At 67.3% G+C, this 19,613-nt stretch carries 24 protein-coding genes; 12 read left to right on the top strand and 12 right to left on the bottom strand.

The features are described from left to right. Positions 1-150: 150 nt before the first annotated feature. Both EXE63_RS31800 and EXE63_RS31805 read left to right on the top strand, forming a co-directional pair. A complete protein-coding gene (locus tag EXE63_RS31800) occupies positions 151-1,419 on the top strand; it encodes an integrase core domain-containing protein (RefSeq protein WP_168145262.1) in 1,269 nt (422 codons plus the stop codon). Between the two features lie 96 nt (positions 1,420-1,515). Beyond that, the gene (locus EXE63_RS31805) at positions 1,516-2,781 is read left to right on the top strand and encodes an HNH endonuclease (RefSeq protein ID WP_168145263.1); all 1,266 of its coding nucleotides are present in this window, start codon (positions 1,516-1,518) and stop codon (positions 2,779-2,781) included. Here EXE63_RS31805 and EXE63_RS31810 read toward each other — a convergent pair whose 3' ends face one another. Together EXE63_RS31810 and EXE63_RS31815 are read right to left on the bottom strand one after the other, a co-directional pair. After that, entirely contained in the window at positions 2,782-3,978 is a 1,197-nt protein-coding gene (locus tag EXE63_RS31810; protein WP_168145264.1) for a class I SAM-dependent RNA methyltransferase, read from the bottom strand. Then, positions 3,975-5,969: an APC family permease gene (locus EXE63_RS31815; protein WP_168145265.1), complete on the bottom strand. Its 1,995-nt coding sequence runs from the start codon at positions 5,967-5,969 to the stop codon at positions 3,975-3,977. Before EXE63_RS31815 ends, EXE63_RS31810 begins: the two co-directional genes overlap by 4 nt. Before the next feature lie 111 nt (positions 5,970-6,080). On the opposite strand from EXE63_RS31815, the gene EXE63_RS31820 reads away from it, so the two are divergent. Both EXE63_RS31820 and EXE63_RS31825 read left to right on the top strand, forming a co-directional pair. Next, positions 6,081-6,752 carry a potassium channel family protein gene (locus tag EXE63_RS31820; RefSeq protein WP_210000953.1) on the top strand — a complete coding sequence of 224 codons (672 nt, stop codon included), beginning with the start codon at positions 6,081-6,083 and terminating at the stop codon, positions 6,750-6,752. Next, positions 6,752-7,417 carry a potassium channel family protein gene (locus tag EXE63_RS31825; protein ID WP_168145266.1) on the top strand — a complete coding sequence of 222 codons (666 nt, stop codon included), beginning with the start codon at positions 6,752-6,754 and terminating at the stop codon, positions 7,415-7,417. The genes EXE63_RS31820 and EXE63_RS31825 overlap by 1 nt, the downstream gene beginning before the upstream one ends. Here EXE63_RS31825 and EXE63_RS31830 read toward each other — a convergent pair. Both EXE63_RS31830 and EXE63_RS31835 read right to left on the bottom strand, forming a co-directional pair. Continuing rightward, complete coding sequence (locus tag EXE63_RS31830; RefSeq protein WP_436277734.1) at positions 7,405-8,082, bottom strand: DUF3159 domain-containing protein; 678 nt, start codon at positions 8,080-8,082, stop codon at positions 7,405-7,407. The genes EXE63_RS31825 and EXE63_RS31830 overlap by 13 nt on opposite strands. Further along, the gene (locus EXE63_RS31835; protein WP_168145267.1) at positions 8,079-8,450 is read right to left on the bottom strand and encodes an OB-fold nucleic acid binding domain-containing protein; all 372 of its coding nucleotides are present in this window, start codon (positions 8,448-8,450) and stop codon (positions 8,079-8,081) included. Before EXE63_RS31835 ends, EXE63_RS31830 begins: the two co-directional genes overlap by 4 nt. 121 nt (positions 8,451-8,571) lie before the next feature. Between EXE63_RS31835 and EXE63_RS31840 the strand changes: the two genes are divergently transcribed. After that, positions 8,572-9,273 (top strand): serine aminopeptidase domain-containing protein, encoded by a 702-nt coding sequence (locus tag EXE63_RS31840; protein ID WP_168145268.1) that lies wholly within the window; start codon positions 8,572-8,574, stop codon positions 9,271-9,273. Here EXE63_RS31840 and EXE63_RS31845 read toward each other — a convergent pair. Further along, on the bottom strand, positions 9,270-10,001 hold the full coding sequence (locus EXE63_RS31845) for a DUF3710 domain-containing protein (protein ID WP_168145889.1): 732 nt from the start codon (positions 9,999-10,001) through the stop codon (positions 9,270-9,272). The genes EXE63_RS31840 and EXE63_RS31845 overlap by 4 nt on opposite strands. Then, positions 9,977-10,441, bottom strand: coding sequence for a dUTP diphosphatase (gene dut / locus EXE63_RS31850; RefSeq protein WP_168145269.1), 465 nt, complete (start codon positions 10,439-10,441; stop codon positions 9,977-9,979). Before dut ends, EXE63_RS31845 begins: the two co-directional genes overlap by 25 nt. Positions 10,442-10,466: 25 nt before the next feature. Between dut and EXE63_RS31855 the strand changes: the two genes are divergently transcribed. Next, positions 10,467-10,955, top strand: coding sequence for a DUF3093 domain-containing protein (locus tag EXE63_RS31855; protein ID WP_168145270.1), 489 nt, complete (start codon positions 10,467-10,469; stop codon positions 10,953-10,955). A gap of 9 nt (positions 10,956-10,964) precedes the next feature. Here EXE63_RS31855 and EXE63_RS31860 read toward each other — a convergent pair whose 3' ends face one another. Beyond that, positions 10,965-11,267 (bottom strand): DUF4193 domain-containing protein, encoded by a 303-nt coding sequence (locus EXE63_RS31860; RefSeq protein WP_105364183.1) that lies wholly within the window; start codon positions 11,265-11,267, stop codon positions 10,965-10,967. Between the two features lie 174 nt (positions 11,268-11,441). Between EXE63_RS31860 and cei the strand changes: the two genes are divergently transcribed. Further along, on the top strand, positions 11,442-12,095 hold the full coding sequence (gene cei, locus EXE63_RS31865) for an envelope integrity protein Cei (protein WP_168145271.1): 654 nt from the start codon (positions 11,442-11,444) through the stop codon (positions 12,093-12,095). 1 nt (position 12,096) lies between these two features. Here cei and EXE63_RS31870 read toward each other — a convergent pair whose 3' ends face one another. Beyond that, complete coding sequence (locus tag EXE63_RS31870; RefSeq protein ID WP_168145272.1) at positions 12,097-12,939, bottom strand: inositol monophosphatase family protein; 843 nt, start codon at positions 12,937-12,939, stop codon at positions 12,097-12,099. 72 nt (positions 12,940-13,011) lie between these two features. Between EXE63_RS31870 and ppgK the strand changes: the two genes are divergently transcribed. Beyond that, positions 13,012-13,776 (top strand): polyphosphate--glucose phosphotransferase, encoded by a 765-nt coding sequence (gene ppgK, locus EXE63_RS31875; protein ID WP_210000170.1) that lies wholly within the window; start codon positions 13,012-13,014, stop codon positions 13,774-13,776. A 206-nt stretch (positions 13,777-13,982) separates the two neighbouring features. Further along, positions 13,983-15,401 carry an RNA polymerase sigma factor gene (locus EXE63_RS31880; protein ID WP_234904346.1) on the top strand — a complete coding sequence of 473 codons (1,419 nt, stop codon included), beginning with the start codon at positions 13,983-13,985 and terminating at the stop codon, positions 15,399-15,401. Here EXE63_RS31880 and EXE63_RS31885 read toward each other — a convergent pair. The 3 genes from EXE63_RS31885 to EXE63_RS31895 form a co-directional block, all read right to left on the bottom strand. Then, positions 15,398-16,192, bottom strand: a complete 795-nt coding sequence (locus EXE63_RS31885; RefSeq protein WP_168145274.1) for a hypothetical protein — start codon at positions 16,190-16,192, stop codon at positions 15,398-15,400. The two genes, EXE63_RS31880 and EXE63_RS31885, sit on opposite strands and share 4 nt — an antisense overlap. A gap of 36 nt (positions 16,193-16,228) precedes the next feature. After that, complete coding sequence (locus tag EXE63_RS31890) at positions 16,229-17,062, bottom strand: SDR family NAD(P)-dependent oxidoreductase (RefSeq protein WP_168145275.1); 834 nt, start codon at positions 17,060-17,062, stop codon at positions 16,229-16,231. Positions 17,063-17,128: 66 nt separating this feature from the next. After that, positions 17,129-17,497, bottom strand: coding sequence for a DUF952 domain-containing protein (locus tag EXE63_RS31895; protein ID WP_168145276.1), 369 nt, complete (start codon positions 17,495-17,497; stop codon positions 17,129-17,131). A 135-nt stretch (positions 17,498-17,632) separates the two neighbouring features. Between EXE63_RS31895 and EXE63_RS31900 the strand changes: the two genes are divergently transcribed. Both EXE63_RS31900 and EXE63_RS31905 read left to right on the top strand, forming a co-directional pair. After that, a complete protein-coding gene (locus tag EXE63_RS31900) occupies positions 17,633-17,824 on the top strand; it encodes a DUF7455 domain-containing protein (protein ID WP_105361684.1) in 192 nt (63 codons plus the stop codon). A 61-nt stretch (positions 17,825-17,885) separates the two neighbouring features. Continuing rightward, positions 17,886-18,815, top strand: coding sequence for a YihY/virulence factor BrkB family protein (locus tag EXE63_RS31905; protein ID WP_168145277.1), 930 nt, complete (start codon positions 17,886-17,888; stop codon positions 18,813-18,815). On the opposite strand, the gene EXE63_RS31910 is transcribed toward EXE63_RS31905, so the two are convergent. Continuing rightward, positions 18,805-19,041, bottom strand: coding sequence for a DUF3039 domain-containing protein (locus tag EXE63_RS31910; protein ID WP_168145278.1), 237 nt, complete (start codon positions 19,039-19,041; stop codon positions 18,805-18,807). The two genes, EXE63_RS31905 and EXE63_RS31910, sit on opposite strands and share 11 nt — an antisense overlap. 60 nt (positions 19,042-19,101) lie before the next feature. Here EXE63_RS31910 and EXE63_RS31915 point away from each other — a divergent pair, with 60 nt between their 5' ends. Further along, a complete protein-coding gene (locus EXE63_RS31915) occupies positions 19,102-19,500 on the top strand; it encodes a DUF3099 domain-containing protein (protein WP_234904347.1) in 399 nt (132 codons plus the stop codon). Positions 19,501-19,613 lie beyond the last annotated feature (113 nt).

Consider the following 19,613-nt stretch of genomic DNA (forward strand, 5'->3'; position numbering starts at 1 on the left):
GCACGCGGTCGATCAGTTCGGCCGGCTCCGCCGAACTGATCGACACCACCGCCTGTCATGTCTCAAGACATCGGTGACAGTTCTGCATCAGGACATCGGTGACACTTCGAGGGGTCTTGGTGGTGACACTTCTGCGCCGAGGCTGCGGGGGTGGCTGTTAATGAACCTATCGATCCTCGTGTCCGGTTGGCGATCTCACAGTGGCCTGATGACGCGCCGCGTGGGGCGGTCTCGACGTTCTGCGCCGAGCACGGCATCTCCCGAAAGTCGTTCTACGCGTTACGTCAGCGCGCGAAGACCGATGGGCAGGCCGAGGTGCTCGAACCCAAGTCTCGGCGGCCGAAGTCGAGTCCGTCGAAGTTAACTGAGGAGGTTAGGCAGCAGGCCGTGGCCGTGCGTGCCGCTCTGGAGGCTTCCGGCCGCGACCACGGACCGATCAGCGTGTACGACAAAATGCACGCGATGGGCCTGCCGCAGGTCCCTTCCATCGCAGCGTTGGCACGGATCTTCCGTGAGGCCGGTGTGGCTCGTCTTGAGCCCAAGAAGAAGCCCCGCTCGGCATGGCGACGGTTCGTCTACCCGGCCCCGAACGCGTGCTGGCAAGTCGACGCCACCCAGTACGTGCTCACCGGTGGCCGCACGTGTGTGATCTTCCAACTCATCGACGACCACTCCCGCTACGCGGTGGCCTCCCATGTGGCGTGGACAGAGACCGCCGAAGCGGCCATCGCAGTGTTTGACAAGGGCGTGGCAGCCTGTGGTGTTCCCCAACGGTTATTGTCGGACAACGGAATTGCGCTCAACCCCTCGCGGCGTGGCTACCTCGGCCGACTCGTCAAACACCTATCGCGACTAGGGGTTCAGGCGATCACCGGCAAGCCCGACAAGCCCACCACCCAGGGCAAGAACGAACGCTTCCATCAGACCTTGTTCCGCTACCTCGACAAGCAGCCGCTTGCCAGCACGCTGGCCGAGTTGCAGGCCCAGGTCGACGCGTTCGACGACATCTACAACACCGAACGTCCCCACCAAGGGCTGCCAGGACGCGTCACACCGCGCACGGCCTGGGAGGCAATCCCCAAAGCTGACCCACCGCGCCCCAGGCCCGACGCGCCGGTTCTTCCAGCGGTCACCACACCGCGCAGGTCTGCGCCCACCGACCTCCCCGCCGGCACCAAAGTCGCAACCCTGACCAGCGCCGGCGCATTCGTCCTCGCCGGAGTTCGCTATCAAGTCGATGGCGGGCGCGGTTTCGAACAGGTCTTGGTGGTCATCGACGGCGAGAAGATCACCGTGGCTGACCTGGACGGCGAAGTCCTCATCGAACACACCCGACCCGCACCGGGCGTGAAGTACGTCGGCAACGGACGCCCCCGCGGTCCACGCCCCAAGAACGAGAAACCGTCACCGATGTCCTGAGACATCAACTGTCACCGATGTCCTGATGCAGAACTGTCACCGATGTCCTGAGACATCACATCGACACCACCGCCCGGGTCGTGTAGTATCGAACACATGTTCGAACAGTCGGCGACCGACGAGCTGCAGGCCCGCGAGGCGGCGCTGCGGGATCGTATCGCTGACCTGGAACGACACAAGTCCGTCGCCGCTGCCGAGCAAGCCCGATGCGCTGCTGAATGGGACGCCGTCCGCCGCCAGCTCGAAGCGCGGGCCGGCATGCCGGCCAAGCGGCGCGGACGCGGTCTCTCCTCGGAGATTGCGCTCGCGCGCCGGGATTCGACCGCGAAGGGCGATCAACACCTCGGGTTCGCCAAGGCATTGGTCCATGAAATGCCCTGTACCCTGGCCGCTTTGGAGGCGGGAGTGCTCTCGGAATGGCGGGCCACCATCATCGTGCGGGAGTCGGCGTGCCTGACGGTCGAGGACCGCCGTCGGCTCGATCATCGGATGTGCGGCGATCCGGCCGCACTCGACGGATTGGGCAACAAACGGATCACCGCGAAGGCCAAAGCAATCGCCTACGAACTCGATCCGCACGCCGTCGTCGATCGGGCCGCCAAGGCGCCAGAGGAACGCACGGTGACCACCCGTCCGGCGCCGGACAACATGCTGTACCTGACCGCGCTGCTACCAATGGCGCAGGGAGTCTCGTGCTACGCCAGCCTGAAACACGCCGCCGACACCAATCCCGACGGGCGTTCACGCGGACAGACCATGGCCGACACCTTGGTCGAGCGCGTCACCGGGCGCCCGGCCGACGTCCCGGTGCCGATGACGGTGAACATGGTGCTCTCCGACGAAGTCCTCCTCGGCAACAGCGACGCCAGCGCAGTCGTCCAGGACTACGAACCGATTCCGGCCGCGGTGGCGCGCAGGATGATCACCGATGCCATCGATGCACAGGGCTGGGTCGAGCTGCGCCGGCTCTACGCCGCCCCGGAGAGCGGCGCGCTGGTGGCGATGGACTCTCGCGCCCGGGCGTTCCCGAACGGTCTGGCACAGTTCATCCGGCTGCGCGACCACACCTGCCGAACCCCGTACTGCGATGCACCGATTCGCCATATCGATCACGCCGAGCCGCATGCGCGGGGCGGCCGAACGAGTGCCCTGAACGGTCGAGGCTCGTGCGAGCGCTGCAATCACGTCAAGGAACAGCCGGGCTGGACGGTCCGCACCCTGTTCGATCCGGGTGGCAGGCACGTGGCCGAGCACACCACCCCCACCGGGGCCACCTACCGATCGACCGCGCCACCGATTGCCGGCGGTCTGCGCATCCTGACCCGTGACGTACACCTCGTCACCGTCAACCGCGCGGCCTGATTACCGGTTGAGCACCGCCACACATTCCACGTGGTGGGTGAGCGGGAACGAATCGAACACCCGCAACTGCTCCACGGTGTACCCCTGCCGCCGGTACTCCCCCACGTCACGGGCGAATGATGCTGCCTCACAACCGATATGGATGATACGCGGTACCTCGGATGCGGCCAGCTGCTCGATGACCTCCCGGCCCGCGCCGGCACGCGGTGGGTCCAGCACCACCACGTCGGCCCGACCCTTCTCCGCCGACAATGCGCGACGCACCGAATCCGTCACCACCGACACCTGCGGCAGGTCGGCAAGTGCGGTCCGCGCGGACCGGGCCGCACCGCGTGAGGTGTCGACGGTGAGCACCCGCCCGGTCGGCCCCACCGCGTCGGCCAGCACGGCAGCGAAAACGCCTGCCCCGCCGTAGAGATCCCATGCGGTCATGCCAGGCTGCAGATGCGCCGCCTCACTCACCAGTGAGCTGTAGACGCGGGGCGCGTCGCGGTGCGCCTGCCAGAACGCGGTGACCGGGATCCGCCACTGCCGCCCGCCGATCTCCTGCACCGCCTCATAATCACCCTCGACGACCTGCGTGCTCGCCTTGCGCCCGCCGTTGCGCGGGCCGGCCTGCACCACATGCCGGCGCCCGGCATCATCGAGCGCCACATGGAGTTGCGCCCCCGGCGGCCAGCGCGGCCCATCCAGCCCGTCGAGCATCCCGTCGGGCAGCTGCGCACAGTTCAGATCATCGGCCAATTCGGCGCTGTGGTAGCGGTGGAAGCCCGCGCGGCCGGCGTCCGACACGTCCAGGCGTACCCGGGTGCGCCAGCCCGTCGCCCCACCGTCGCCGACTTCCTCGGCCACCCCGGACCATGCGTGGCCGCCGAGTCGCTCCAGCTGATTGGCGACCACCGCCCCCTTGAGGCGGCGCGCGGCGGCGGGTTCGGCGAATGCCAGATCACAGCACCCGGCACCGTCGCGGCCGGCAATGGTGCACAGCGAATCCACCCGGTCCGGTGACGGCTCGATCACCTCGACAACGTCGGCATGCCAATACGATCCGCGTTCGGATACCACCCGCACGCGCACCACCTCGTCGGGCAGCGCGTAGCGCACGAAGACCACCCGGCCGTCGTGTCGCGCCACGCAACTACCGCCGTTGGCGGCCGGACCGGTGGTGAGGATCAGGTCAGCCTCGGGTGCGGTCAATCAAGGAATCCTCTACGTGCATCGCCGGGCGCGGACTGCGGCTGCAGTTTCTTCAGTCGCTCCGACGAGTTGAGCTGCCAGGGTACCGACGTCACCATGACGTTCGGCTCGAAGAGCAGTCTGCCCTTCAACCGCAGCGCGCTCTGGTTGTGCAGTACCTGCTCCCACCAATGGCCGACCACGTATTCCGGGATGAACACCGTGACCACGGTACGCGGCGATTCCTTGGCCACCCGCTTCACGTAATCCAGTACCGGCCGGGTGATCTCGCGGTACGGCGAGGCGATGACCTTCAGCGGCGTGCTGACATCGCTTTCCTCCCAGGTGTGCACGAGCTCGCGGGTCTCGGCGTCGTCGACGCTGACCGTGATCGCCTCCAACACGTCCGGGCGGGTGGCCCGCGCGTAGGCCAGGGCCCGGCGGGTCGGCAGATGCAGTTTGGACACCAGCACCACCGCGTGGTTACGGCTGGGCAGCACGATGTCCTCCAGCTCGGCTTCCTGCTCTTCCAGCTCGCGGGCCACCGTGTCGTAGTGCCTGCGGATGAGCTTCATGATCACGAACAGCACCGCCATCGCCAGGATCGCGATCCAGGCACCCGCGAGGAACTTCGTGACCACCACCACCAGCAAGACCGAGCCGGTACACATGCACCCGACCGCGTTGATCGCCCGCGATCGCATCATCTTGCGCCGTGTCGCAGGGTCGGTCTCGATCTTCAGGAAGCGGGTCCAGTGCCGCACCATGCCGAGCTGGCTGAGGGTGAACGACACGAACACCCCGACGATGTAGAGCTGGATCAGCGCGGTGGTCTCGGCCTGGAATGCGACCACGAAGGCGACGGCGGCGAACGCCAGAAACAGGATGCCGTTGGAGAACGCCAACCGGTCGCCGCGGGTGTGCAGCTGCCGCGGTAGATAGCGGTCCTGGGCCAGAATCGATCCCAGCACCGGGAAACCGTTGAACGCGGTGTTGGCCGCCAGCACCAGGATCAGCGCGGTGACCAGAGCGATGAGGAACAGACCCACCGGGAAGTCATGGAACACGGCATCGGCCAACTGAGCGATGAGGGTCTTCTGGTGGTAGCCCTCCGGAGCGCCGACCAGCTGCTCCTCCGGCCGTTCGGCCATCTTCACGCCGGTTTCCTTGGCCAGCAGGATGATCCCCATGAACAGCGTGGTCGCGATCACACCGAGCAGCAGCAGCGTGGTCGCCGCGTTGCGCGACTTGGGTTTCCGGAAGGCCGGGACGCCGTTGCTGATGGCCTCCACGCCCGTCAGGGCCGCCGAACCTGAGGAAAAGGCCCGCGCCACCAGGAACACCAGGGCGAAACCGAGGATCTCGCCGTGTTCGGAATGCATCTCGAAATCCGCGGATTCGGCTTTGAGATCGTGGTCCAGCACGAAGATCTGGAAGAACCCCCAGCCCAGCATGGTGATCATGCCGAACATGAAGGCGTAGGTCGGGATGGCGAAGGCGGTGCCCGACTCCCGGATCCCGCGCAGGTTCAGTGCGGCCAGCAGCAGGATCGCCGCCACTGCGAAGAGCACCTTGTGCTGATTGATGAACGGCACCGCAGAGCCGATGTTGGCCATCGCCGAGGACATCGACACCGCCACGGTCAGCACGTAGTCCACCAGCAGCGCACTGGCCACCGTCAGGCCCGGCGTGTGCCCCAGATTGGTGGTCACCACCTCGTAGTCGCCGCCGCCCGACGGGTAGGCGTGCACGTTCTGGCGGTAGCTGGCGATCACGATCAGCATGACGGCGGCCACCGCCAGGCCGACCCACGGCGCGAACGAGTACGCCGACAGTCCGGCCACCGAGAGCACCAGGAAGATCTCCTCGGGTGCATAGGCGGTGGACGACAAGGCATCGGAGGCGAAGACCGGCAGCGCTATCCGCTTCGGCAGAAGCGTGTGGCCCAGCTTGTCGCTGCGGAATGGTCTCCCCAGGACCAGCCTGCGCGTGGCGGTCGATAGCTTGGACACGAGTGCCAAGAGTAAGCGCACCCGGGTTTGGCTGTAGCGTTCCGGGTGCGCTGGTGCAATGGCGTGTTCGATGTTGCGGTATTCCTGGGCAGCGGCCAGAGAGGACCGATGGTGCGGGTAGTGGTGATGGGGTGCGGCCGGGTCGGCGCATCGCTGGCGGACGGCTTGGCCAGGATCGGCCACGAGGTGGCCGTGATCGACCGGGATGCGACGGCGTTCAACCGGTTGTCCCCCGAGTTCCCCGGTGAACGGGTGCTCGGCATGGGTTTCGACCGGGATGTGCTGCTGCGCGCCGGGATTCAGGACGCCGGGGCCTTCGCCGCGGTGTCCTCGGGTGACAACTCGAACATCATCTCCGCGCGCGTGGCGCGGGAGACCTTCGGCGTGGAACGCGTCGTCGCCCGTATCTACGACGCCAAACGCGCCGCCGTCTACGAGCGCCTCGGCATCCCCACCGTGGCCACCGTGCCGTGGACCACCGACCGCCTGCTCAACGTGCTCACCCGGGAATCCGAGACCACCAAGTGGCGAGATCCGTCCGGCAACGTCGGCGTGGCCGAACTGCCGCTGCACGAGGACTGGGCCGGCCACGCGGTGACCGAACTGGAAGCCGCCACCGGCGGCCGCGTCGCGTTCATGCTGCGCCTGGGCACCGGACTGCTGCCCGACACCAAGACCGTCATCCAGGCCGGTGACCACGTGTTCCTCGCCGCCATCTCCGGGCACATCGGCGAGGCACTGGCGATGTCGGCCCTGCCGCCGAGCGAGGACAACGATCGCTGATGAAAGTCGCCATCGCCGGAGCCGGCGCAGTGGGCCGTTCCATCGCCCGTGAACTCGTCGCAAGCCACGACGTCACGCTGCTGGAACGCGATCCCCTACACATCGACGTCGACGACATCCCGGCAGCGCACTGGCGCCTCGGCGATGCCTGCGAGCTCAGCCTGCTGGAATCGGTGCGGTTACAGGAGTTCGACGTGGTGATCGCCGCCACCGGCGACGACAAGGCCAACGTGGTGCTCAGCCTGCTGGCCAAAACCGAGTTCGCGGTGGCCCGGGTGGTCGCACGGGTCAACGACCCGCGCAACGAGTGGCTCTTCGACGAGAACTGGGGCGTCGACGTGGCGGTGTCCACACCGCGCATGCTGGCCTCGCTGGTCGAGGAGGCCGTCGCGGTGGGTGACCTGGTGCGGCTGCTGAGCTTCCGTAAGGGCCAGGCCAATCTGGTCGAGATCACCCTGCCCGATGACACCCCGTGGGGCGGCAAGGCCGTGAAGCGGCTCAATCTGCCGCGTGACGCGTCCCTGGTGACGATTCTGCGCGGCCCGCGGGTGATCGTGCCGGAGGGCGACGAACCGTTGGAGGGTGGCGACGAGTTGGTGTTCGTGGCCACCGCCGACGCCGAGGACGAACTACGCGAGCTGCTACTGCACCCTCAGGCGCGCTGAGCGGGCTCGTGGGCGTGTAGTGCCCGCTGAGCGACCTTGATGGCGAAGTAGGTGATGACGGCCGCCACCCCGGTCAACGGCCAGCCCATGGCGATCCGGGCAACCCCGAGCAGACCGGTCTCGTCGGCGTCATAGAGGTAGTGCTGGACCAGGAAACGGGATGCGAACACCGCCACCCAGGTCAGCGTCGCGATATCGAAGGCGAGAACCGCCCGGCGCACCTTCCGCCAGTCGCGGTCGTGGTTGTTGACCCAGCCCCAGATGTAGCCGACCACCGGTCGCCGGATCAGCACCGAGAGCGCGAACACCGACGCCCACACCAGCGACGACCAGATGCCAAGCAGGAAATAGCCTTTGGACTCGCCGACCAGGTAGGCGATGAGCGCACTGATGCCGACGCCCATGAATCCGGACACGGCCGGCTGCAGCGACTCCTTGCGGATCAGCCGCCAGACCAGCACGAGCGCCGCCACCCCGAGGGCGGCGAAGATCGCGGGCATCAAACCGAAATTGGTGGACACCGGCACGAACACCAACACCGGAAGCGACGAGTAGATCAGGCCACTGACGCCGCCCATCTGCTCCAGAACGGCCTGGGCGCCCTTCTTGGGCGGCTCCTCGGCGGCAGCGTCGGCGGTGGAATGCTCGGAGTTCTGCTCCGTCACTTCTGAATCTCGTAGAGCGGGTTGTAAATGGCCTTGGTGCCGTTGTCGAGCTGGCCCAGGCGGCCGTGCACGCGCAACGTCAGACCGGACTCGATACCCGCGATGCGGCGCTGTCCCAGCCACACCAGGGTGACCGAATCGGTGCCGTCGAACAATTCGGCCTTGACGCCACCGGCGCAACCCTTGCCGTTGCACTCGACGCTGCGCAGCGTGCCGACCATGGTGACTTCCTGGCCGCGCTGACAGTCGATGGCCTTTTGCGCGCCGGTGCCGGCGGCCTCATCGCTGAGCTGATCGACGTCGACTTGCTCGGGGTCTTCCGTCAGTCGGCGGGTGAGCCGACGCAGATACCCTTCGGCCGTAGCCATGACCTCTCCCTGCCGCGAATCCGTCGTGGATCCACTACCTGACCAACGCCACCGTAGACCTGTTGGTTCCGATTCGCCACGTCGCGCGCGGGCAACGCTGCCGAACTGTCACCATCGTGTGATGGCCGTCAACTTGCGTGGTGTGACAACGGTTCTGCTGGCCGGGACCGGCTCCGATGACGACTACGTCTACCGGGCCTTTTCCGCGGCGTTGCACGACATCGGTGCGATTGTCGTCACACCTGCGCCCGAACCGTCCAGGCTGATCGCCGGATACCTGGCCGCCCTGGACGAGGCCGCGCGCAGCGGGGCGCCGATCGCCGTCGGCGGGGTGTCCATCGGCGCCGCGGTGGCGACCGCGTGGGCGCTGAAGCATCCCAGCAAGGCCGTGGCAGTGCTGGCGGCGCTGCCCGCCTGGTCCGGTGCGCCCGGTGACGCGCCCGCCGCGCTGACCGCCCGCCATTCGGCCCAGCAGCTGCGCGAGGAAGGGCTGGCGGCCACCATCACCGCGATGCAGGCCGGCAGCCCGCCGTGGCTGGCCGCCGAGTTGACCCGGTCCTGGCTGGCCCAGTGGCCCGCGCTGCCCGATGCCATGGCCGAGGCGGCCGCCTATGTGGCACCGACGGTCGAGGAACTGCGGGCGCTGACGGTGCCGATGGGCCTGGCGGCCGCCGTGGACGATCCCGTGCACCCCGCCGATGTCGCGGTCGAGTGGGCGGCAGCGGCCCAGCACGCGGTGCTGCACACGCTGACGCTCGAGGAGATGGGCGCCGACCCCGCCCGGCTGGGCGCGGCCTGTGTCGCGGCCCTGCTGGAGAACTAGCCGCCGGTGATGGTGCTGCGCATCTGCTGCATCGCCGAACCCTCGGCGCTGCGCCGTGCCGCCGGCTCCGGCGGCAGCTGGCCCTGAGCCTGCGCCTGGGCCTGCGCCTGCTCGGCGGCGGCGCGCAGCTGGGCGGCCATCGCCTCGGGCAACTGCACCGTCAGTGGCGTGCGCACCGGCAGCGGCGTGTCACCACGGCGAACTACAGTGTCGGCCAACGCTTCCCGCGCCTCCGCGGCCAACGCATCGGCATTCTCGGGCAACCCGTTGACGACACACCGGATCATCCAGCGGTAGCCGTCCACGCCGATGAAGCGGACCACCCCGGGCTGCTGCCCCTCCGGCGCCGAGGTGCTGGCTCCGACCACCTCACGGCCCCACGGGCCGTCCTCGACCCGGACCTTCGCATTGTCCTTGCGCAGCGAATCGGCCAACTCCGCGGCCACCTCACGCCACAGGCCGGCCGATTTCGGGGCCGCGTAGGCCGCGACGGTGAACCGGCCGTTGGGGGTCACCACCCACACCGAACTGGGCACCCCCTGGTCGGTCAGTTCCACCTGCACCTGGCCCGCCGCGGGCATCGGGACCAGAACGGACCCGAGATCCAGCCGCGCATGTTTCGCCGACTCCGGGTCGTCGAAATCCTCGATATCGAACGGCCCGTCGAAGTCTTCGGCTTCGTCAGTCACGTTGTCGCCCTCTTTCACAAACTCGAATGTCCGCCGGATGAACCGTGCCCACCCGCGCCGCGGGTCGTCTCGGCCAGCCCGGCCTCGTCGAACGATGTCACCTCGACGAGTTCCGGCAGTTCCACCCGCTGCACCAGCAGTTGGGCGATGCGATCTCCGCGCCGCACCACGATCGGCTCCTGCGGGTCGAGATTTATCAGTGTCACCTTGATCTCGCCACGGTAACCGGCGTCGACGGTGCCGGGCGTATTGACGATCGAAAGACCCACGCGGGTGGCCAATCCCGACCGCGGATGGATCAATCCGACCATCCCGTGCGGGATGGCGACGGCGATCCCGGTCGGTACCAGCGACCGGTGGCCGGGCGCCAGTTCGACATCGACGGCGCTGAACAGGTCGACGCCGGCGTCGCCGTCATGGGCCCGGCTGGGCATGGGGAGGTCGCGATCCAATCGCACGACCGCCAGAGAAGTGGGCACGGCCGATGAGATTACTCTTGGGTACGTGTCAGACACGCGCGCCATCACCCAAACCGTGCGCTACCGCGAGCGCCTGCGGCTGCCGTGGTGGTTCTGGTTGCCCGGATTGGGGCTTGCCGCCCTCATCGCCGCCGAAGTGAACATGGGCGTGCAGGGCCTGCCGGGCTGGGCGCCCTATGCGGTGCTGTTGCCGGTCGCCGCGGCCGCCCTGATGTGGGCGGGCCGGATGGAGATCAAGGTCGTCCAGAACGGGGACGGGCCCGGTGGCGCTGTCGAGTTGTGGGCGGGCCCGGCACATCTGCCGGTGAGCGTCATCTCGCGGTCCGCCGAAGTGCCCAGGTCGGCCAAGTCGGCGGCCCTGGGCCGCCAACTCGACCCCGCGGCCTACGTCTTGCACCGGGCGTGGGTCGGCCCGATGGTCCTCATCGTGCTCGACGATCCGGACGACCCCACCCCGTACTGGTTGGTCAGCTGCCGACATCCCGACCGGGTGCTGGCCGCGCTGCGCAGCTGACCGCTGCGATCACGCCGCGCAGTCCGTGCAGACGAACAGACCGTTCTTCTCACTGGCCAGCCGGCTGCGGTGATGCACCAAAAAACAGCTTGAGCAGGTGAACTCGTCGGCCTGCTTCGGGACGACCCGAACGGACAGCTCCTCACCGGACAGATCGGCACCCGGAAGTTCGAACGACTCCGCGGACTCTGATTCATCGACGTCCACAACGGCCGATTGGGCCTCGTTTCGTCGCGCTTTGAGCTCTTCCAGCGAATCCTCGGACACATCGTCTGTCTCGGTTCGCCGTGGAGCGTCGTAGTCGGTAGCCATATTCATCCCCTCCGGTACCGTTTGCAGCACCCTTGCAGCAGTGCTTTGTACCAGCGTCGAACGCCTACACCAAATGATTCGTGCCCGGAATCGACGCAGATTGACTGTGATTTATATCACACGGCAAAACCCCTGGTAGGAATGCATGCCCTGGCATGGCCTTAAGGTGCAGGGGTGGTCGCATCCATCACCGAGGGCACGGCGTTCGACAAACACGGTCGTCCGTTCCGCCGCCGCAACCATGTACCCGTGCTGTGCCTGTTCCTGGCGCTCGCCTTGGTGACCGGCGTGGTGTGGGTGATCGCGCTCAATCAGTCCACCGAAGCGACTCAGGCCGTCGCGTGCAACGCACCACCTCCACCCACCGGCGACGCCAGCCAGCCCGTACTCGGCGAGCAGGTGTCCCCGACCGAGATGGCCGAGGTGATGCCGGCCCGGCTGGCCGACACCAAGGTCCAGGTACTCAATGCCAGCGGCCAGGGCGGGCAGGCGGCCGAGGTGTCCGGCGCGCTGCGCGACCTCGGCTTCGCCCAGCCCACCGCGGCCAACGACGCGGTGTACGCCGACAGCCGGCTCGAATGCCAGGGCCAGATCCGGTTCGGCGAAACCGGGCGCGCCGCGGCGGCCGCCGTGTGGCTGGTCGCGCCGTGCACCGAACTCTTCCTGGACGGCCGCTCCGATGACACGGTGGATCTCGCCGTGGGTACCGAGTTCAGTGAGTTCAGCCGCAGCGACGATATCGACGCCATGCTGGCGGGACTGCGCCCGGACGCCACCGCGCCCGCAGATGCGTCGCTGCTGACCAAGATCCACAGCGCAACCTGCTGACCTACCTGACCTGCGCCAGGGCCTCGTCGAGTGCGGCCGCCACGCCCGGCGCGGCGGCCACCAACACGTCCTGCGCATCACCCGTCAACGCCGGTAAGCGCAGCACGGCACCGGCCTCGGCGGCGATCACCGCCCCCGCCGCCCAGTCCCACACGTGCACGCCGTCCTCGAAATAGGCGTCGAGGCGACCGGAGGCCACCATGCACAGATCCAGCGCACACGATCCGATCCGGCGGACATCGCGCACGCCCGGCAGCAGTGCCGCCAACACCGCGGCCTGCCGCCGGCGCTGTCCGGCGTCATAGGAGAAACCGGTACCCAGCAGCGCCAGCGACAGGTCATCGATGGCGTTGCACCGCAAAGCGGTTGACACGCCGTCGCGGGTCACGGTGGCGCCGTGCCCGACCGCGGCCGAATACAGCTCGCCGGTCGCCACATTGACCACCGCACCGGCCACCGACACGCCGTCGATCTGCACGCCGACCGACACCGCATACGCCTCGATGCCGTAGACGAAGTTGACGGTCCCGTCGATCGGGTCGATCACCCAGACCGGCACGCCGGGCGCGGCCACCGCCGAGCCGCCCTCCTCCTCGCCGAGGACATGGTCATCGGGCCGGCGTTGGGCGAGCCGCTCGCGCAACAGCCGCTCGGTCTCGGTGTCCACCACGGTCACCGGATCGGTCGGACTGCTCTTCGTCTGGATCGAACCGGTCTGGACGGCACCGCTCTCGGACACTGTGCCGAACACCTCGGGCCGTCTGGTCCGCACGAAAGTCGCCGCCTCCGTGGCCAGTTGCCCCGCCACGGCGCGCAGCGTCCGGGGATCGTTGTCATCGGGCATGGCTACATCGCACCACAAGCCTCTATTGTGGTGGCGAATTACCTTGTCCGCCGCCTGCTTAGGAGCGTGCCAGTGACCGAATCGACCAACACCGGATTCGGCGTCGACGTCGGCGGCAGCGGAATCAAGGGCGGCATCGTCGACCTGGACACCGGCGAACTGGTCGGAGAGCGGTTCAAACTCGCCACCCCGCAACCGGCCACCCCGGCCGCGGTGGCCACCACCGTCGCCACCGTGGTCCGCGAGTTCGGTTGGACCGGCAAACTCGGCGTGACCTACCCGGGCGTGGTGACCAACGGCATCGTGCGCACCGCGGCCAACGTGGACAAGGATTGGATCGGCACCGACGCGGCCGCGGTCATCAGCGCCGAACTCGGCGGGCAGCACGTCACGGTGCTCAACGACGCCGACGCCGCCGGCCTGGCCGAGGAGCACTACGGCGCGGGCAAGGACAACACCGGTGTGATCGTGCTGCTCACATTCGGCACCGGTATCGGCTCGGCCGTCATCCACAACGGCGTGCTGCTGCCCAACACCGAGTTCGGCCACCTCGAGGTGGGCGGCAAGGAAGCCGAGCACCGGGCCGCATCCTCGGTGAAGGAACGCAAGGAATGGAACTACCAGCGCTGGACCGAAGAGGTCACCAAAGTGCTGGTAGCGGTCGAGAACGCGATCTGGCCGGACCTGTTCATCGCCGGCGGCGGCATCAGCCGCAAGGCCGACCGCTGGATCCCGATGCTCAAGAACCGCGTCCCGGTGGTGCCCGCCGCCCTGCTCAACAGCGCCGGGATCGTGGGTGCCGCGATGGCCGCACAGGGCATCCACGTCGAGCCCTGATTCCGCCGAACACGACGCGCGCGCCGAGTCAAATTTGCCGCTCGGCGCAGCGCGCGCCCACACTGTCGTTACAATGGTCAATGGCGGCCGCCTACCGAGATAGCGGCGGATATCCGAGCAGAGATCAACGCCAATATTCGAGACAGCCGACGATTTTCGGTGACGCCTGCGCGCGCCATCGGATCCGCAAGACCGAGAGGGTGTACGTGGCAGCGACAAAGACCAGCCCGGCAACCGATGAGCTGGTAACGCCCACCGCAACCAAGACGCCTGCAAAGAAGGCGCCCGCCAAGGCCGCTGCAAAGGCGCCTGCCAAGCGGGCCGCCAAGAAAGCTCCCGCCAAGAAGGCCCCGGCCAAGGGTGCCGCGTCCCGCACCAAAAAGGACGAGTCCGCCGAGGGCGTCACCGATGGCGAAGACATCGAGGCCACCGACGATCTCGAAGCGGAGCCCGGCGACGTCCTCGACGTCGAGGATGTCGAGATCGAGGACGACGAGATCGAGGACGACGCCGAGGACTCCGAAGAGGCCGAAGCCGACGGTGACGAGGCAGAAGCCACCGACGGCGCCAAGGCCAAGCCCGCCGCCAAGGCCGATGAGGAGATCGCCGAGCCGTCCGAGAAGGACAAGGCATCCGGTGACTTTGTCTGGGATGAAGAGGAATCCGAGGCGCTGCGCCAGGCACGCAAGGATGCCGAGCTCACCGCCTCCGCGGACTCGGTCCGTGCCTATCTGAAGCAGATCGGCAAGGTGGCGCTGCTCAACGCCGAAGAGGAAGTCGAGCTCGCCAAGCGCATCGAGGCCGGGTTGTACGCGACTCAGCTGATGACCGAGCTGACCGAGAAGGGCGAGAAGCTGCCCGCGGCCCAGCGCCGCGATATGCAGTGGATCTGTCGCGACGGTGACCGGGCCAAGAACCACCTGCTCGAAGCCAACCTGCGCCTGGTGGTCTCGCTGGCCAAGCGCTACACCGGCCGCGGCATGGCGTTCCTGGACCTCATCCAGGAGGGCAACCTCGGTCTGATCCGCGCGGTCGAGAAGTTCGACTACACCAAGGGCTACAAGTTCTCCACGTACGCCACCTGGTGGATCCGGCAGGCCATCACCCGCGCCATGGCCGATCAGGCCCGCACCATCCGCATTCCGGTGCACATGGTCGAGGTGATCAACAAGCTCGGCCGCATCCAGCGCGAACTGCTGCAGGACCTGGGTCGCGAGCCCACGCCCGAAGAGCTCGCCAAGGAAATGGACATCACGCCGGAGAAGGTGCTGGAGATCCAGCAGTACGCCCGTGAGCCCATCTCGCTGGACCAGACCATCGGCGACGAGGGCGACAGCCAGCTCGGCGACTTCATCGAGGACTCCGAGGCCGTGGTGGCCGTTGACGCGGTGAGTTTCACGCTGCTGCAGGATCAGCTGCAGTCGGTGCTGGAGACACTGTCCGAGCGCGAGGCCGGCGTGGTCCGGCTGCGGTTCGGGCTGACCGACGGCCAGCCCCGCACCCTCGACGAGATCGGCCAGGTCTACGGCGTCACCCGCGAGCGCATCCGTCAGATCGAGTCCAAGACGATGAGCAAGCTGCGCCACCCGAGCCGCTCCCAGGTGCTGCGCGACTACCTGGACTAGTGCTTGACGCGGCGCTCGCGCAGTTTGTAGCTCATCGGCCATGACTCGCGCGACTCGTCGCCGGTCAGCGGCACTCCCTGGCTACCCAGCTTGACGTCGTAGGCCTCCAGATCGGGGCCTGCCTCACGCTCGGCGCGTTCGCGGGCAAGGTAGTAGAGCTGGTCGATCTCGAGTTCCTTGAACGCGACGAAGGTGCTGCGCCGGGCGGTGTGCGGGCTGGTGGCCTCGGCGACCATCCGTTCGGTCAGCACCCGGCCCCCCAGCACCGCCGCACCGAGCAGCGCGAACGGCAGCACCCAGTAACAGACGAACGACAGCGGGGTCTTGGTGTCCAGGATCGTCGCGTCGCCGTACACGATCGGCGGGATCGCCGAGGAGATCGTCATCCCGGCGAACGCTGCCACCCAGATCCAGGTGATCCGGGTCGTGATCGCGGCGAACAGTTCGCTCTTGATCACTTCGGCCGGCTGATCGGCTTCGGCGAACTCGCGCACGAACGGCCTGCCCACCAGCACGCCGATGAGCGCGACCAGAAAGATGCCGAGGCTGCTAAGCGGCTGGAGCCAGCGCTCCATGAAGACCTGGCTGACGGTGAGGGTCAGCACCGTCAGGACGGCGAAGGTGGCGATGGCGCCGACCTCCAGGGTGCGGGCCGCGCTGCCACGCACCCGCCCGATGACATAGGAGGCCACCGCGACCGCGAGTGCCACCAGCACCGCAGCCGTGAAGGGCACGTTGCCGACCAGAATCCAGTAGACGATCCACGGCGCGAAGCCGGACAGTATTGCCACAGTCAGTCAGTTTACAAAGTCATCGGCATTTGTTAATCAGCGAATCACCACGGCGCTGGGTTCTCTTGGCGAACCGAGCATTTCGCGGTGCGACGGCGGACGGCGCCCGTCCTCGTCGGTGATCCCGTAGCGGTTGGCCAGTTCGGCGGCGATCAGTGTCTGCCCGCTCAGGGCGGCCAGTTCCGGATCGGCGAACAGCGCATCGATCAGATGCCCGGTGAACTCCGGGGTTTCGGCGTGCCGGGCGGTCGCCGCCAGCGCATCCGGTGTGCCGGCGAACGCCGAGCGCAGCCGTTCTGTCAGCAGGATGCCCATCCAGATGGACACGCAGGCCACCGAGGTATCGCCGAAATCGACGGCCATATCGGCCGCCATCTTGTCGATGCCCGCCTTCTGCGCGCCGTAGGCGGGGCCGTGCATGTAGCAGACCGAACCCGGCGAGGAGGTGAAGGCGATCAGCCCGCGCGGCCGGGTGATCAACAGGGGCGCCGCGTGCCAGGACGCGACGTAGGCCGAGCGCAACCCGACGTCGAGCACGTCGCCCAGTCCGACAGGCTTCTCCCAGAAGGGCTTCGCTCCGGTGAGCTCGTCGTGGATCACGGCGGCGTTGTTGACCAACAGGTCCAGCCCGCCGTTGTCGTCACGCACACGGGCGAACAACTGCGCCACCGCGTCGTCGTCGGCATGGTCGACCGGCACCGCCACCCCGACGCCGCCGGCCGCGCTGACCAGTTCAGCGGTGCCGGAATCTGCGATGGAGCGGCCGGTGACGTAGACCCGCCAACCGTGGGCGCCGAGGGCCGTCGCGATACCGCGGCCGGCGCCACGACTGGCGCCGGTCACCACCGCGACGCGCCCGGATGCACTCACTCCCCCAACCTAACGTCCCAGCTTCCGCGTCTACGATGGCGGCGTGGATTTCGAGGCGGCCGTGGGCTATTCGGGAGGCGCCGGCAACTCAGCGAAAGAGCCGTCCGCGGCGGGCAGATAACGCGTGACACTTGTCACAGCATCAGCGGGCAACGGCCCGTACAGGTGTGGGAACAGCATCGATTCAGGATCGGTCGGCACTCCCGGCTCCCAGCGGACCGGATCGGCAAGCCGGGAAGGATCGATGCGCAGCAACACGAGATCAGTGCGGCCCGCGTACAGACGGTTGGCCGGCAAATGAACCTGCTCAGGGGACGACAGATGAATGAAACCGGCTTCGGCCAGCGTTGCGGGGCGGTGCTCACCGACCTCCGACGCGCGCTGCCATTCCTGGTCGCCGCACAGGTGCACGAGGACAGCGTTCTGGGTAGTCATGATTTCCAGCTTGCGCCCCCGGTAACGCGACCGCAGTGAGACACGACACACCGGTGAACCCCCGGGGAACAAGGCCAGAACCGAAAACGTCTGACACAGTAGACATACGCACCAAAGCTGAACGGAGGATGTGCCGTGAACGCAACTCTGATAAGTCCGGAACTGACCCGGGCCGATCGCTGCGACCGCTGTGGTGCCGCCGCGCGTGTACGCGCGAAGCTGCCGTCCGGCGCCGAACTGTTGTTCTGCCAGCACCACGCCAACGAACACGAAGCCAAGCTGATCGAGCTGGCTGCCGTGATCGAGGTCAGCGCAGTCGACGCCTAGCGACCCGCGCGCCCGGTGCTCTCGGGCGGCGGAGTCCATCGTCGGGAATGCTGGTCTGGTGATGACCGATCAGTCCCCGGCAAAGCCATCACGTCATCATGTCTGGCCGATCACCAAACGCACCCTGAGCAAATCGTGGGACGACTCGATCTTCTCCGAAGCCGCCCAGGCCGCGTTCTGGTGCGCGTTGTCGCTACCGCCACTGCTGCTGGGCATGCTCGGCAGCCTGGCCTACCTGGCACCGCTGTTCGGTCCGGACACCCTGCCGACCATCGAGAATCAGCTCATCGGCACCTCGGAACGGTTCTTCTCCGAGAACGTGGTCAACGAGATCATCGCGCCCACCATCTATGACATCGTGCGGTCCGCCCGCGGTGAGGTCGTGTCGCTGGGATTCGTCATCTCGCTGTGGGCGGGATCCTCGGCGGTGTCGGCATTCGTGGACTCGGTGGTCGAGGCGCATGACCAGACGCCGCTGCGCCATCCGGTGCGGCAGCGCTTCTTCGCACTCGGGCTGTACGTGATCATGCTGGTGAGCGCGGTGCTGACGGCGCCGTTCATCGCGCTGGGCCCGCGCAAGATCACCACCTACATCCCGGACAGCTGGTCGCATGTGCTGCAGTACGGGTACTACCCGGTGCTGGTGATCGCGCTGATCCTGGTGGTGACCGTGCTCTACCGGGTGTCACTGCCCAGCCCGCTGCCCACCCACCGACTGGTGGTCGGTGCCGTGCTGGCGACCGCGGTGTTCCTGATCGCCACCTTCAGCCTGCGGTTCTATCTGAGCTGGATCACCGCGACCGGCTACACCTACGGCGCACTCGCGACGCCGATCGCGTTTCTGCTGTTTGCGTTCCTGGCCGGCTTCGCCGTGATGATCGGCGCGGAACTCAACGCCGCGATCCAGGAGGAGTGGCCGGCCCCGGACACCCATGCCCGACGGTTGCGCGTGTGGATCGCGGGGAAGACCGAGAAGAACGCTACTTCTTGAGCTGCTCGTAGATTCGCTTGCAGTCGGGGCAGACCGGAGAACCCGGCTTGGCCGACTTGGTCACTGGAAAGACCTCACCGCACAGCGCCACGACATGCGTGCCCATGACGGCACTTTCGGTGATCTTTTCCTTCTTCACATAGTGGAAGAACTTGGGGGTGTCGTCGTCGGTCCCGTCGTCGACGCGCTCGTCGGTATCCGGCCGCTCGATGGTCTGGGTCTGCATTGCTCCATTGTGCCCGAGACCGGCCACCCCACGCGCCAGAAGATGTGCAACAGTGGAGGTATGAAACACGGCCCCGAGCTGAGTTTCGACGACGAAGGTCGCCCGGTCCTCATCACCCGCGCTGCACTCCCCCAGGACGAGCAGCACCGCGCACGTGTCCGCAAGTACCTGAAGATCATGGCTTTCCGCATCCCGGCCCTGATCCTGGCCGCCGGCGCCTACGGGATCTGGCACAACGGGTTGATCTCACTGGCAATCCTGCTGGTCTCCATCCCGTTGCCCTGGATCGCTGTGCTGATCGCCAATGACCGTCCGCCGCGCAGCGCAAGCGAGCCGCGCCGATACCAGGACGCCGGCCCCAGACGCACTCCGTTGTTCCCCACCGCCGAACGTCCGGCGCTGCAGCCACCGGTCCGGCCGACCCCGAGCGCCGGTGGCGAACCCGGCGTTCCCGGCTGAGCGGCATCTTCTCCACTTCTCAGGACATTCTCAGGTCAGAGGTTTGAAACCGCAGGTCAAGTGGTATGCCACCGAGACCGGGCGGGAACTCTGAGGCACCCTCGGGCGTTGTA

This window comes from Mycolicibacterium frederiksbergense (genome assembly GCF_012223425.1).
Lineage (GTDB): Bacteria > Actinomycetota > Actinomycetes > Mycobacteriales > Mycobacteriaceae > Mycobacterium > Mycobacterium frederiksbergense.

What these genes read in the sequence shown, in the direction of transcription:
- EXE63_RS31805 (WP_168145263.1), top strand. Translation starts at nt 1,516, where the DNA reads ATGTTCGAACAGTCGGCGACCGACGAGCTGCAGGCCCGCGAGGCGGCG.
- EXE63_RS31825 (WP_168145266.1), top strand. Translation starts at nt 6,752, where the DNA reads ATGAAAGTCGCCATCGCCGGAGCCGGCGCAGTGGGCCGTTCCATCGCC.
- EXE63_RS31835 (WP_168145267.1), bottom strand. Translation starts at nt 8,450, where the DNA reads ATGGCTACGGCCGAAGGGTATCTGCGTCGGCTCACCCGCCGACTGACG.
- EXE63_RS31840 (WP_168145268.1), top strand. Translation starts at nt 8,572, where the DNA reads ATGGCCGTCAACTTGCGTGGTGTGACAACGGTTCTGCTGGCCGGGACC.
- EXE63_RS31860 (WP_105364183.1), bottom strand. Translation starts at nt 11,267, where the DNA reads ATGGCTACCGACTACGACGCTCCACGGCGAACCGAGACAGACGATGTG.
- EXE63_RS31870 (WP_168145272.1), bottom strand. Translation starts at nt 12,939, where the DNA reads ATGCCCGATGACAACGATCCCCGGACGCTGCGCGCCGTGGCGGGGCAA.
- EXE63_RS31895 (WP_168145276.1), bottom strand. Translation starts at nt 17,497, where the DNA reads ATGACTACCCAGAACGCTGTCCTCGTGCACCTGTGCGGCGACCAGGAA.
- EXE63_RS31905 (WP_168145277.1), top strand. Translation starts at nt 17,886, where the DNA reads ATGACCGATCAGTCCCCGGCAAAGCCATCACGTCATCATGTCTGGCCG.
- EXE63_RS31910 (WP_168145278.1), bottom strand. Translation starts at nt 19,041, where the DNA reads ATGCAGACCCAGACCATCGAGCGGCCGGATACCGACGAGCGCGTCGAC.
- EXE63_RS31915 (WP_234904347.1), top strand. Translation starts at nt 19,102, where the DNA reads ATGAAACACGGCCCCGAGCTGAGTTTCGACGACGAAGGTCGCCCGGTC.